The organism is Lysinibacillus sp. JNUCC 51 (assembly GCF_015999525.1).
GTDB lineage: Bacteria > Bacillota > Bacilli > Bacillales_A > Planococcaceae > Lysinibacillus > Lysinibacillus xylanilyticus.
Genome location: NZ_CP065545.1, coordinates 1,400,047 through 1,412,261, shown reverse-complemented (window position 1 = coordinate 1,412,261; position 12,215 = coordinate 1,400,047). Strand labels below are relative to the sequence as shown.

Here is a 12,215-nt window from a genome sequence, read left to right as displayed (position 1 = left end):
AATGGTAGTAGGAGATTTTCCAATCGAAACAGATACTCTTGTCATTGGTTCAGGTCCTGGAGGATATGTAGCAGCAATTCGTGCAGCTCAAACTGGCCAAAAAGTAACAATCGTTGAAAAAAATGTACTTGGTGGTGTGTGCTTAAACGTAGGTTGTATCCCATCAAAAGCATTAATTTCAGTAGGTCACCGTTTTGAGCATGCTAAACATTCAGATGACATGGGTATCATCGCTTCTGACGTGAAATTAGACTTCTCAAAAGCACAAGCATTTAAAGACAGCGTTGTTAAAAAATTAACTGGCGGTGTTGAAGGCTTACTTAAAGGTAATAAAGTTGAAATTGTACAAGGTGAAGCTTATTTCGTTGACGCTCATTCAGTGCGTATCATCAATGGTGAATCTGCTCAAACTTACACATTTAACAATGTAATTATCGCAACAGGTTCTCGCCCAGTTGAAATTCCAACATTTAAATTCTCTAATCGCGTACTAAATTCTACTGGCGCACTTTCTTTACAAGAAGTACCAGGTAAATTAGTAGTTATCGGTGGAGGTTATATTGGTACAGAGTTAGGTTCAGCTTATGCTAACCTTGGCTCACAAGTAACAATTATCGAAGGTGGTAAAGATATCTTAGCTGGCTTCGAAAAACAAATGACACAAATCGTGAAAAAAGGCCTTAAAAAGAAAGGCGTTGAAATGGAAGTAAACGCATCTGCAAAAGGCGTTGAAGAAACAGAAAACGGCGTAGTAGTAACTTATGAAGTTGGCGGAGAAGAGAAAAAAGTTGAAGCTGACTATGTATTAGTGACTGTAGGTCGTCGTCCAAATACAGATGAAATGGGCCTTGCAGAAATCGGTGTTGAATTCGGTGAACGTGGTCTAATCAATGTTGACAAACAATGTCGTACAAATATTCCAAACATCTATGCAATTGGTGATATTGTAGCAGGTCCTCAGCTTGCTCATAAAGCATCTTACGAAGGTAAAGTTGCTGCTGAAGCAATCGCTGGTGAAAAATCAATCGTTGATTATTTAGCTATTCCTGCTGTATGCTTCACTGATCCAGAAATGGCAACAGTTGGTTATAACGAAGACGAAGCAAAAGCTGAAGGCATTGAATACACTGCAGCGAAATTCCCATTCGCAGCTAATGGTCGTGCACTTGCATTAAACCAAACAGAAGGTTTCGTAAAGCTTGTTGCTCGTAAAGAAGATGGCTTATTAATCGGTGCTCAAATCGTAGGTGCTGGTGCATCTGATATGATCGCTGAAATGGGCTTAGCAATTGAAGGCGGTATGACTGCTGAAGATATCGCATTAACAATCCATGCTCACCCAACTTTAGGTGAAATTACAATGGAAGCTGCTGAAGTATTACTTGGCAACCCAATCCATATTGTAGCTAAAAAATAATAAAGTTTATGAAAACGGCTATAAAGCATTTGCTTTGTAGCCGTTTTTTTGTATATTACTTGTAATTTTGATAAAGTAATTATATCGAATGAATATTCTAAAAATATAGTTCGATTGGGAACATATTACATACCGGATAGACTTAGAAATCTAGTAATTGACTAGGTGTCCGGAAATGATAACGATGTCTTTGAAACAAGGGAAGTTGATCAAAAAAACTGAGGTGATAACAATGGAACTAGGCTTAAAGGGGAAAGTAGCAGTTATTACAGGTTCAAGTAAGGGAATTGGTTATTATACAGCGATGCAGCTTGTCAAAGAGGGAGCAAAGGTTGTACTTTGTGCTCGTGGTGAAAAACAGCTTCAAGTGGCTGCTGGCTGTATTAAAAACGAAACAGGCGAGGACGTATTGATTGTACCGACTGATATTACAAAGGAAAAAGATTGTAAGTACTTAATTGAACGAGCAGTAGAGCATTTTGGTCGACTTGATATTCTTATAAATAATGCAGGCACAGCTTCAGCTAATCCATTTGAATCGGTTAGTAGTGAGCTATGGCAAGCTGATTTAGATTTAAAAGTATTTGGTGCTGTTAATTGTTCAAAATATGCTGCACCTCATTTACGGAAGGTTGGTGGAGGTGCAATAGTTAATGTGACCGCGGTAATGGCTAAAACACCACCAGCAAACTCACTTCCTACAACTGTAAGTCGTGCTGCGGGACTTGCATTAACGAAAGCTATGAGCAAAGACTTAGGTAAAGATAATATTCGTGTGAATTCTGTTTGTGTTGGGCTTATTCGTAGTGATCAAATAGAGAAGAAGTGGAAAGAAGAAGAACCAGAGCTTACGTGGGAAAACTATTCTCGCAAAGTAGGTCAAGCAATTCCGCTTGGTCGGGTAGGGGATACTCAAGAAGCGGCAAATGTCATTACTTTTTTAGTATCAGATGCAGCTAGTTATGTGACAGGAACTTCTATTAATATTGATGGTGGTTCTGGACACGCATTATAGAGTGATATTTTTGAAGAAAAGCTTATTTAGCGTTGTCTAAAAAATGAATGTAGAGCAGTTTTTAGACAACCTCTTTATTTGATGTATGTATAGAAAAAGGATGGCTCAAATTGTTTTGGAGTTATCCTTTTTTCTATTGTTTTCCTAAAATTATAATAGACAGAAAATTCCTGCAGATGTAGAATAAACGTTATAGGGGGTGAAATGTGGCGAAATGTTGAACGAAAATATTACTTTGATGTTAAAGAGAGTTGTTCGTATTATTGTTCAGATTGGGATACTCAATATTTTTTATTACATGGGTGTCGGTATTGTGGCTTTACTACATGTACCTCTTCCAGGAAGTGTAATTGGATTACTATTATTAGCGCTTTCGCTCAATTTTAAAATAATTAAAGTAGAATACATTCAAGATGGGGCAGGCTTCTTAATTGGCGTATTAACCTTGTTCTTCATTCCTGCAACAGTAGGAGTGATTGACTACCCTGAACTTTTTTCAACAACTGGCCTCTTGATAATGCTAGCCGTTATAGCAAGCACACTTATCTCTATTTATGTTACAGGATTACTTAGTCAAATGGTTGAGAAAAAAGAGCAGACTAAAAAAGAAACAGAAGCCATTGTAGAAGAAGGAGAGGGGGAGTTAACTGTTGATTGAAATTATTGTTGTCGTTGGCACCGTTGTCTTGTTCGTGTTATTTACAAAACTTTATCAACGTTACCCACATCCTTTAATGATTCCGCTAGTGACGACAACTATCGTCAGTGCTGTTGTGTTATTAGTCTTTAATATTCCATATTCTACTTATATGGAGGGAGGACAATGGCTTCAAAAAATGCTAGGTCCAGCAGTCGTAGCCCTAGCTTATCCTCTATATAATCAGCGTGAGATCATTATGAAATATAAGTATGCTATTTTGTCAGGTATTTTTATCGCTATGATTACGGGCTTAGCGACAATATTTGTTATGCTGAAATGGATTGGTGTTAATAACAGTTGGCTGCTGACGGCCTTGCCTAAATCATTAACGACACCTGTAGGTATGCAGGTGAGTGAGTCAATTGGCGGCATTCCACCATTAACAGCTGTATTTGTAATGCTAGCAGGGTTTGTAGGCGCTATTATTGGACCGTTAGTCATTAAATACGGCAAAATTGATTCAGCCGTTAGTAGAGGCGTTGCAGTAGGTAGTGCTTCTCATGGCGTTGGACTTGTTAAATTAAGAGAATACGGAGAACAAGAATTATCAGTAGGCTCGTTATCTATGGCCTTAACTGCAATTATAGGCGCATTTTTATGTCCACTATTTGTTTATTTATTTTTGTAAAAGCTATATACAGAAAATCTGTATATAGTCTTTTTAACTTTTTTCGATAATAAATTGAATGGTATGAGCAAGTCCTGTGTGGAGTATACCTTCATTTCGCATTTGTTCACCTGTGAAAAAATGGATGATTTTATAAGGTTGACACCATTTTAGAACATCCAAAGGATCATATAAAAAATCAAGCTGTCTTGGGCCACCTGAGGCGTAAGGTAGCTGATGAATTGAATAAAGTTCCATCATAATACGACCGCCAGGTTTTACAGAATTAACAATCCTCTTAAACACTTCTTGTTGCTGTTCAGCTGGAAAATGTCCAAACACCATAATAGCAGCCTGAAACATTTCTTCTGGCAGTTCATCTTGTAGTAAGTCAGTTAGCTTTGTATGAACTGATACATTATGTTTTTCTGCGAGCTGTTCTGTTTTTTTAAGACCGCTTTCCGCATAATCAAAGGCAGTTACTGTATGTCCCTGTAAAGCTAAAAATACAGCATTTCGACCTTCGCCTTCGGCATATGCAGCCACACTTGGATAATCCTTCAAATAGTGTACATAGTCTTCTATAAATGTATTTGGCTGCTCCCCATAAACATATTCGGCTGTTTTAAATCGTTGATCCCATGTGTTCATTCCATCACCCCTCATTAAATATTGTAAGAAAAATATGCTCTAGATTCGAATTTTCTGCTCATTTTCTTTGAAAGCAACTATGCGTTGCGAATTAGCAAATGATAACTTCTAGAATAAAGTGTAATAATCAATTATTATTTGATCAAAATCCTATAAGGTGGAGGTGAAATTCAATGAATTTAGAAAACCGTTTAAAGGAATTGAGAGAACAACATAAGTATACACAGGATGATGTCGCGGGTTTTTTAAATATTTCAAGGCAATCTGTTTCAAAGTGGGAGTTAGGAAAGGGCTATCCTGATATTGATAATTTAAGAAGGTTAAGTGAATTATATAAAATTTCTTTAGACCAGCTTATTACAGGTGAAGAAAAATATCATACACAAGTAGCCTCTGATTCCTTTGATTCTAATGAATCGGATCGTAAAACTGTTGGGGATTTTTTGTGGAGACATTGGTGGCTTGTTTTTCCTGTATTTGGTATGCTTTCTACTTGGTTCTATTATTATTAATCGACAAAAAGCTACCTCTTTTTGAGGTAGCTTTGCATTAAATAATAGGTTTGCGTTCTTTGATGACGCGAATTGTTTTTAATGTGGTATCTTCCGGTCCTTGGACAGGTAACCCGGCTTCGATATTCATCTGAATATAACGAATATTCTCTCGAGTAATTATTTCCCCGGGAATAAAAATCGGAATACCTGGGGGATATACCATAACGAATTCTGCACAAATACAATTATCCGCTTCTGCAAGAGGAACAACTTCAGTATCTGCATAAAATGCATCACGTGGTGACATTGCAAGTGCAGGAATTTCTGGTACATTGACCATTGTTTCAGTAATAGCAGCTTCTGAATCGAATGCTTTTGACATACGGCTAAGGGCATTGACGAGAAGATTAATTTCCTTTTTCGTATCACCTAGTGTCACTAAACATAAAATATTATATAGATCCGATAATTCTACTTCAATATTTGCATTGTGACGAAGCCATTCTTCAGCCTGATGACCAGAGATACCTAAATCTTTAACACTTATTAATAGCTTTAAAGGATCCATATCATAAGTCGCTGATGTATTTAATTTTTCTTTACCAGCACATTTTAAATGTGGGATTTGGTTAATGCGTTTACGTGCATCCTTTGCCAAGCGAAGTGCATCACCAATTAAATCATAACCATGGATTGCTAGCTGACGTCGTGCTGTGTCAAGAGAAGCAAGTAATGGATAAGATGTCGATGTCGTTGTGAGCATCGACAGGACAGCTTGTACACGTTTTGCAGAAACGAGTCCTTCACGAACATTTAAAATAGATGTTTGTGTCATAGAGCCACCAAGCTTATGTACGCTTGTTGCGGCCATGTCAGCCCCAGCTTCCATTGCGGAGTATGGAAGATCATCATGAAATTTAATGTGTACACCATGTGCTTCGTCGACAACTACCGGAATATTGCGGCTATGGACTATTTCGACAATACGCTTTAAGTCAGCTGAGAAGCCGAAGTAAGTTGGGTTAATAACAAGAACTGCCTTTGTATCTGGATAAGCATTTAAAGCTTTTTCAACAGCTTCAGGCGATATTCCATGAGAAATACCATATTCACTGTCTACTTCAGGATGAATAAAAATCGGGATTGCACCAGCGAAAACAATCGCCGACATAATTGATTTATGAACATTCCGTGGTACTAGAATCTTATCACCTGGACCGACGACGGTCAGAATCATCGTCATGATGGCGCCACTAGTACCTTGAACGGAAAAGAATGTATGATCAGCACCAAAGGCTTTGGCAGCGAGTGCTTGCGCTTCTTTAATGGCGCCCTTCGGTGAATGTAAATCGTCTAGTGGAGCAATATTAATTAAATCAATTGATAAAACGTTGTCGCCGACGAATTCTCGGAACGCAGGGTCCATACCTTGACCTTTCTTATGGCCTGGAATATGGAACTGAATTGGATGTCTGTTCCGATGTTTAAGTAATACGTCGAACAATGGAGTCTCTAATTGTGACAACGCAGGTACCACCTCACTTTATAATATGTAAGAAAACAAATGAATTATAGCACCAAATTGCAAGAAAAAATAGACTTTGCAGAAAAAAATAAAAATAAAAGGATTTTTTAATAATTTCGAGAAATTAGTATCGAAAGAAAGGGGAGATACTATGAATTGGAATACACGTGTAACTGAGCTTTTAAATATTAAATACCCAATTATTCAAGGGGGATTAGCCTATTTAGCATATGCGGATTTAGCAGCAGCGGTGTCCAATGCTGGGGGGCTAGGGCAAATAACAGCAATGAGTTTACGAGATCCTGACTTATTGCGCGCAGAGATTCATAAACTACGAACTTTAACGGATAAACCGTTTGGCGTAAATTTTGCAATTGGTATGTATGGTACTGGTTATGAAGATATGGTACGTGTTGCAGTAGAAGAAAAGGTACCGGTTGTTACAATGACTGGAGGGAATCCTGCACCGATTTTTGATATTTTAGAAGGAACGGATATTAAAAAATTAGTACTTGTGGCTGCACGTAGACAAGCTCAAAAGGCGGAAGAGCTGGGCGCAGATGCTGTTATGGTTGTTGGGCAAGAGGGCGGAGGTCATCTTGGACGCGATGATATTGGAACAATGGTGCTTGTGCCACAGGTTGTAGATAGTGTGAAAATACCTGTTATTGCCTCGGGTGGAATTGGCGATGGCCGTGGCTGGATGGCAGCTCATGCACTGGGAGCAGAGGGAATTGAAATGGGCACGCGTTTTATAGCGACAAAGGAATGTGTTGATGCTTCTGAGGCTTATAAAGAAGCCTTAATTGCAAGCACCGAGGCAGATACGACTGTTATTAAACGCTCTATAGGTGCACCAGCAAGAGCGTTGAGCAGTGAATTTACAGAAAAGATTTTAGAAATTGAGCGAACTACACCTACTTATGAGGCCTTAAAAGATTATATTAGTGGGAAAGCAAATAAACGTTTTATTTATGATGGCGAAAAAAATGAAGGAATTGGCTGGGCTGGACAAGTTACAGGAATGATTCATGATATTCCAACAGTCGAGGAGCTAATCACTCGAATGCTTGCAGAAGCAGAAAGTATTCGGGTAAAATGGGCTTAACGAACCAGGCTCAGAGAATAAGGAAGACACAAAAATAAAAATAAAAAGATATAAGTTGTGTCACAGTAGAGATGGCTACATTTTTTTAGAAATGTATGTTTTCGTATCGGGTCAGTAACATAAAGGTGGTTATGTCCAATGGAATACTCTTATCCGTTTTCAACTGATTGGTCAACTGAGGAAATTGTTGATGTTGTCCAATTTTTTGAAGGAATTGAACAAGCTTATGAAAAAGGCATTAAGCGTGAAGTAATGATGGCGAAATATCGTCGTTTTAAAGAAATTGTCCCTTCACAAGCTGAGGAAAAAACCATTTTCCGTGAATTTGAAGAAGCAAGTGGCTATGTCAGTTACCCTGTTGTGAAACAAACAAAAGAAGCAACTGATGGCACGATTATTAAAGTTGCACCAAAGCAACGTCGATAAAAAAAGTGGACGTGAGAATACTCACGCCCACTTTTTTATATGATAACTTTACACTATCTCTGTGGTAAAAATAAGCATATTTCATATACTACATAAACAAAATAAAGCATTTTCCTATTTTAAAAAGGAAAAAATAAATAATCTCCTCAAACTTTCATCTGTAAGAATATTCCTCAAATAAATTTCCGTTTACTAGGGATAATAACGTAAAATTTCCACAATATATAAATATAAGTGTTTAGTTATTATGTCACAAAGTTTGAAGCACAATCCGTCAAACTTTATTTTCCAACAATGATGTTATAAATAGGGAGTAAACTGCTAAAGGTTTCTTCGGTTAATTGATGAAGTTGACTCGCTGACAGTTTTACAGCTTGATCTTTTGGAATATGACGACCTACTAAAAACTCTCCTTTTTTAACATCACGTAATCGGATTAGTAATTCATCTAGCTTGTCTTCCTTTGCCTCTTGCATGGAGATTGCTCCTGGAGACATATGATCCCCAGAGACAATGAAATCGTCAGGAAGCTGCTGTAACATTGCTTTGTTGGCAATTAAACGTTCTGCCATCACATTTTTTTGTGGAGCTTCATAAATAATAGCTAAGACGATGAATAAATGTGTGCTCCATAGACCAATCTGAAAGTGAGGTAATGATTTATAACCTCTTTTGTACGGAGCGAAGGCAACCCAGCTATCATTTGGGGGATTTACTGTTCTACGCGCATGCTTTGCAACGTGAGGATAAAATTCTTCTCCAAGATGACTTGAAAAGTAGGAAGAAAAATCCTCTCCAAGCGATTGGAATTTTGGTCGTACACATACATTTAATGAATCCATTCTTTGTTCTAAACCGTCTATTTGAAAAACATTGAAGTCTTTGTTAGTCCACTTTATTTTCGGCATTTTTATTAACTCCTTTCGATTTATAAGGTTTATTTTATAAGGAAAATGGGAAAAAATCTTATAACAAGCACTTTATTGAATGTGATAAGTTTTTTAAAAAATAAAAAAGGAAGTGATTTTTATGAAACCAATCGTAAAAATTATACGTAAAGTCGACATTGAAAAGCAATATGAACACATTTTACAATTAGAATTAGATTATGAATTAGCCTCGCTATTCTCGGCAATGAATGAAAAAAATGAGATTGAAATTGAAAAAAGCAAAAAACGTTTGGCTGAAATTCAGCTGGAACTTGAAAGCTTACACGCCTATGCGTAATAAAAATTTTATACCGATTTGAAAAATCACTTGCTGAATATTCCGACAGCAGGTGATTTTTATTGCTACAAAGGGTAAAATAGACAGTATATCATAATGAAAGTAATATTTTCAGGTAAGAATTATGAGCTACTTATTAACAAAAACATATTTTATGTAGGCTAAAAGCATAGGGCCTTTTCTTATAATCGAAGGGTGGGTTTTTATGGATTTACAACAAATTAATCAATTTGCGAAAAGTATTATATATGAAGCGGGTAGCCGTATTCGAGAGGCCTTTTCGTACAATCTAGTTATCGAGACAAAATCAAGTGCAAATGACCTTGTCACAAATATTGACCGTGAAACTGAATTATTTTTTATCGAAAAAATACGAGGTTTCGATCCAACCCACAAAATCCTAGGGGAAGAGGGAATGGGAGAGAAAGTAGAGTCGTTAGAGGGTGTTGTATGGATTATTGATCCAATCGATGGCACGATGAATTTTGTGAAACAACATCGTCATTTTATGATTTCTATCGGTATTTTTGTTAATGGGGTAGGTAAACTTGGTTACATATTTGATGTAATGCGTGAAGATTTATTTTATGCTATTGCAGGCGAAGGGGCATGGTACAATGACTCACCATTACGTAAATTGCAGTCAGTTAAAATAGAGGAATCGGTCATTGGTATAAACGCCCACTGGGTAGCACCAAACCGACATATTCACCATGAAAAAGTAATTGAAATGGTTCGGAAAGTACGTGGTACGCGGTCATATGGTTCAGCCGCAATGGAAATAGCGTTTGTTGTCAGTGGTAAACTAGATGCTTATGTATCCATGAGATTATCGCCGTGGGATATTGCTGGAGGTACGATTATAGCTAAGGAAGTTGGTGCTATTGCCACTAATTTACATGGTGAGGGCTTTGATTTCTTGCATCAAGATACGTTTATCATTGCCAATCCTTCTATACACAAAGAGATATTGGAAAACTATATTGTGCCATATGAATAATTAAAGGAGCCGTCTATTTTTAATATGTACCCTTTGTAAAGGACATTTTAAAAAAGGTTAGGCAACTTTCTGAAGCTGCTGTCTGTATTTTGCAGGCGGTAGCTTATTTAAATTCCATTGCCCTCGATAATGATTGTAGTAAATCATATAACTCTTAATTTCTTTACTTCTTCTAACGTTTCACATGCTCTAATAGTTGTTTCATCTTTAAAATGTCCAAAGAATGATTCTTGTGGCGCATTATCCCAACAATTTCCTCGACGTGACATGGACTGCCCCAAGCCAATTTTCTTTACTAAGGCTTGGAACTTTGGATTAGTATAGTGGAAACCTTGATCCGAATGGATAAAGGCATCTTCCCTTAAATGGCGATGCTTCTTCAATTTATGTAACGTGTTGAGCGCAATTTCTATACTCAACGTAGAAGATACTTCATAAGCTAAAATTTCATTTGTTTCAGCGTCTTTTATCGTTGATAAATAAGCACGTTGACCACCGCCATATGTTAAATATGTGATATCGGTTAGTAATACTTTCCCTGCTACACCTTGCTTGAAGTTACGGTCTAATTTGTTAGGACATGTGCGATGTTCCTTTGTTGCTTTTGCCATACGACGTGCTGGATTCGCTTTTCGAATAGGGCAAACAATATTAAATTTCTTCATAATGCGACGGATACGCTTGAGGTTGTACGTAATTTCATATTGGTTTTCGAGTGTCATTTTTATTTGACGTGCACCTTTCTTTCGTCCTCGGAAATGAAAGGCCTTCAAAATAACTTCTTTTACCACTTCATCTGCTTTATTCTGTTTTTGACGAGTTAAGACAGCTTCTTCACTAAAATAGCGATAGTAGCCTGAGCGTGAAACATTTGCGATTGCACAAAGATATCCTATCATTCGTTTTAATTGATATTTTTCAATTATTTGATGGATTAATTCAAATTTTTGTGCAGTACTTATTTTGATTTCTTCCTCATCAGCTGCCTTTCGAGTTGATCTAGCTTTTTTAAAAGTTCGTTTTCTGCTTCTAATAATTTCATCTTCGCCTCTAAGCGAACGTATTTTTCTTCTAAACTTAATTCACGCTCTAAAGGGCGACCTGAAGCATGTTTTCTGGCATCTTCTAAACCCGATAACCCATGCTCTTTATAAGCCATACGCCAACGATTCGAAGCTCTCCGAATACGCGCTGGACCAAGGGCTTCAATATCAAAACCTGCCTCAAGGAAAATTTCACTTGGATATTTTCCTTTATCGTATTCATCAATAAAAAATTCTTTAAATTCATCTGTATAAGTAATGGCTTTTGCGCTTACCGTTTTAACGTATGGATTTAATTTTAATTGCGCCTGTTGTTGTTTCGAAAGTAAATTTTTAGTCATACTATTAACCACCGCTCGTTTTTTCTTCATTATAAACAAAAATACCCTATAAGATGACCTTTTTGAAAGTGTCTATCTTATAGGGTACATATTATTTTAGACAGGCTCCTTATTATTTAATCAATTATGCCTAGGCATAATTGTGTCCGGAATCGGCTTTGTACTTAGGCCTGCAAGTGTTTTTTGTGCGAAAGCGCAGTGCTAACGTTGCGACAGCTGCAGCGATGCAAGTCAGTTAGCCGTTATCGCATGGATGCGATGATTGTAGGCTAACATCTTTTATTAATTCTTTCCAATTCCGTGACATCCGCTAAAAAAGTGACTTAAAATAGCATTCATCTCCCACCTATAGAGGTGGGAGATGAATGCTGAAAGAGGTTAAAGTAGTCCTTGCTCACGCAGTTTACGTTTCATTTTAAAGGCTGTCATGAAGATGACACAAGTAGCCACAATGCCTGCTATTATACCTAATACACTACCAACTGCCACTGAATATCCGATAGAACACATTGCTAATACAGCCGCTAATGCGTAAACGCCCATTACGAATTTTGCACGATTCATAGCCGAGCCTCCTATATTAAAAATTTGTAATGCAAATATATTTTTTTAGAATGATGTAAATTCTAATAAGGACATTTCTATCCTTCTTGTGCTATAA

The 12,215-nt window shown here is 37.2% G+C and carries 15 protein-coding genes; 9 read left to right on the top strand and 6 right to left on the bottom strand.

Annotated features, from left to right (window positions below):
* Position 1 precedes the first annotated feature (1 nt).
* From lpdA to JNUCC51_RS07165, 4 genes are all read left to right on the top strand, one after another.
* A complete protein-coding gene (gene lpdA, locus JNUCC51_RS07180; RefSeq protein ID WP_068983305.1) occupies positions 2-1,417 on the top strand; it encodes a dihydrolipoyl dehydrogenase in 1,416 nt (471 codons plus the stop codon).
* A 232-nt stretch (positions 1,418-1,649) separates the two neighbouring features.
* A complete protein-coding gene (locus JNUCC51_RS07175; RefSeq protein WP_337992199.1) occupies positions 1,650-2,432 on the top strand; it encodes an SDR family NAD(P)-dependent oxidoreductase in 783 nt (260 codons plus the stop codon).
* Positions 2,433-2,646: 214 nt separating this feature from the next.
* On the top strand, positions 2,647-3,090 hold the full coding sequence (locus tag JNUCC51_RS07170) for a CidA/LrgA family protein (protein WP_337991417.1): 444 nt from the start codon (positions 2,647-2,649) through the stop codon (positions 3,088-3,090).
* The gene (locus JNUCC51_RS07165) at positions 3,083-3,760 is read left to right on the top strand and encodes an LrgB family protein (RefSeq protein WP_337991416.1); all 678 of its coding nucleotides are present in this window, start codon (positions 3,083-3,085) and stop codon (positions 3,758-3,760) included. The genes JNUCC51_RS07170 and JNUCC51_RS07165 overlap by 8 nt, the downstream gene beginning before the upstream one ends.
* 33 nt (positions 3,761-3,793) lie before the next feature.
* On the opposite strand, the gene JNUCC51_RS07160 is transcribed toward JNUCC51_RS07165, so the two are convergent.
* On the bottom strand, positions 3,794-4,390 hold the full coding sequence (locus JNUCC51_RS07160; protein WP_337991415.1) for a class I SAM-dependent methyltransferase: 597 nt from the start codon (positions 4,388-4,390) through the stop codon (positions 3,794-3,796).
* A gap of 173 nt (positions 4,391-4,563) precedes the next feature.
* Here JNUCC51_RS07160 and JNUCC51_RS07155 point away from each other — a divergent pair, with 173 nt between their 5' ends.
* The gene (locus tag JNUCC51_RS07155) at positions 4,564-4,902 is read left to right on the top strand and encodes a helix-turn-helix transcriptional regulator (RefSeq protein ID WP_337991414.1); all 339 of its coding nucleotides are present in this window, start codon (positions 4,564-4,566) and stop codon (positions 4,900-4,902) included.
* Between the two features lie 37 nt (positions 4,903-4,939).
* Here the strand turns inward: JNUCC51_RS07155 and JNUCC51_RS07150 are convergent, their stop codons facing one another.
* On the bottom strand, positions 4,940-6,409 hold the full coding sequence (locus tag JNUCC51_RS07150; protein ID WP_337991413.1) for an aminotransferase class I/II-fold pyridoxal phosphate-dependent enzyme: 1,470 nt from the start codon (positions 6,407-6,409) through the stop codon (positions 4,940-4,942).
* Between the two features lie 151 nt (positions 6,410-6,560).
* Between JNUCC51_RS07150 and JNUCC51_RS07145 the strand changes: the two genes are divergently transcribed.
* A complete protein-coding gene (locus JNUCC51_RS07145; protein ID WP_100545550.1) occupies positions 6,561-7,517 on the top strand; it encodes an NAD(P)H-dependent flavin oxidoreductase in 957 nt (318 codons plus the stop codon).
* A gap of 138 nt (positions 7,518-7,655) precedes the next feature.
* Positions 7,656-7,943, top strand: coding sequence for a UPF0223 family protein (locus tag JNUCC51_RS07140; RefSeq protein WP_049668290.1), 288 nt, complete (start codon positions 7,656-7,658; stop codon positions 7,941-7,943).
* A gap of 281 nt (positions 7,944-8,224) precedes the next feature.
* On the opposite strand, the gene JNUCC51_RS07135 is transcribed toward JNUCC51_RS07140, so the two are convergent.
* Complete coding sequence (locus tag JNUCC51_RS07135) at positions 8,225-8,851, bottom strand: YktB family protein (RefSeq protein WP_337991412.1); 627 nt, start codon at positions 8,849-8,851, stop codon at positions 8,225-8,227.
* Between the two features lie 121 nt (positions 8,852-8,972).
* On the opposite strand from JNUCC51_RS07135, the gene JNUCC51_RS07130 reads away from it, so the two are divergent.
* Entirely contained in the window at positions 8,973-9,170 is a 198-nt protein-coding gene (locus tag JNUCC51_RS07130) for a YkzI domain-containing protein (RefSeq protein WP_049668292.1), read from the top strand.
* A gap of 205 nt (positions 9,171-9,375) precedes the next feature.
* Complete coding sequence (locus tag JNUCC51_RS07125) at positions 9,376-10,170, top strand: inositol monophosphatase family protein (RefSeq protein ID WP_337991411.1); 795 nt, start codon at positions 9,376-9,378, stop codon at positions 10,168-10,170.
* Positions 10,171-10,313: 143 nt separating this feature from the next.
* On the opposite strand, the gene JNUCC51_RS07115 is transcribed toward JNUCC51_RS07125, so the two are convergent.
* The 3 genes from JNUCC51_RS07115 to JNUCC51_RS07105 all read right to left on the bottom strand — a co-directional run bounded on the left by JNUCC51_RS07115 (position 10,314) and on the right by JNUCC51_RS07105 (position 12,118).
* Entirely contained in the window at positions 10,314-11,204 is an 891-nt protein-coding gene (locus JNUCC51_RS07115; protein WP_337992198.1) for an IS3 family transposase, read from the bottom strand.
* Positions 11,129-11,554 (bottom strand): HTH domain-containing protein, encoded by a 426-nt coding sequence (locus JNUCC51_RS07110; RefSeq protein WP_337988614.1) that lies wholly within the window; start codon positions 11,552-11,554, stop codon positions 11,129-11,131. The genes JNUCC51_RS07115 and JNUCC51_RS07110 overlap by 76 nt, the downstream gene beginning before the upstream one ends.
* A 378-nt stretch (positions 11,555-11,932) precedes the next feature.
* A complete protein-coding gene (locus JNUCC51_RS07105) occupies positions 11,933-12,118 on the bottom strand; it encodes a DUF5325 family protein (protein ID WP_100545553.1) in 186 nt (61 codons plus the stop codon).
* Positions 12,119-12,215: the final 97 nt, after the last annotated feature.

What these genes read in the sequence shown, in the direction of transcription:
- lpdA (WP_068983305.1), top strand. Translation starts at nt 2, where the DNA reads ATGGTAGTAGGAGATTTTCCAATCGAAACAGATACTCTTGTCATTGGT.
- JNUCC51_RS07175 (WP_337992199.1), top strand. Translation starts at nt 1,650, where the DNA reads ATGGAACTAGGCTTAAAGGGGAAAGTAGCAGTTATTACAGGTTCAAGT.
- JNUCC51_RS07170 (WP_337991417.1), top strand. Translation starts at nt 2,647, where the DNA reads ATGTTGAACGAAAATATTACTTTGATGTTAAAGAGAGTTGTTCGTATT.
- JNUCC51_RS07160 (WP_337991415.1), bottom strand. Translation starts at nt 4,390, where the DNA reads ATGAACACATGGGATCAACGATTTAAAACAGCCGAATATGTTTATGGG.
- JNUCC51_RS07155 (WP_337991414.1), top strand. Translation starts at nt 4,564, where the DNA reads ATGAATTTAGAAAACCGTTTAAAGGAATTGAGAGAACAACATAAGTAT.
- JNUCC51_RS07145 (WP_100545550.1), top strand. Translation starts at nt 6,561, where the DNA reads ATGAATTGGAATACACGTGTAACTGAGCTTTTAAATATTAAATACCCA.
- JNUCC51_RS07140 (WP_049668290.1), top strand. Translation starts at nt 7,656, where the DNA reads ATGGAATACTCTTATCCGTTTTCAACTGATTGGTCAACTGAGGAAATT.
- JNUCC51_RS07135 (WP_337991412.1), bottom strand. Translation starts at nt 8,851, where the DNA reads ATGCCGAAAATAAAGTGGACTAACAAAGACTTCAATGTTTTTCAAATA.
- JNUCC51_RS07130 (WP_049668292.1), top strand. Translation starts at nt 8,973, where the DNA reads ATGAAACCAATCGTAAAAATTATACGTAAAGTCGACATTGAAAAGCAA.
- JNUCC51_RS07125 (WP_337991411.1), top strand. Translation starts at nt 9,376, where the DNA reads ATGGATTTACAACAAATTAATCAATTTGCGAAAAGTATTATATATGAA.
- JNUCC51_RS07110 (WP_337988614.1), bottom strand. Translation starts at nt 11,554, where the DNA reads ATGACTAAAAATTTACTTTCGAAACAACAACAGGCGCAATTAAAATTA.
- JNUCC51_RS07105 (WP_100545553.1), bottom strand. Translation starts at nt 12,118, where the DNA reads ATGAATCGTGCAAAATTCGTAATGGGCGTTTACGCATTAGCGGCTGTA.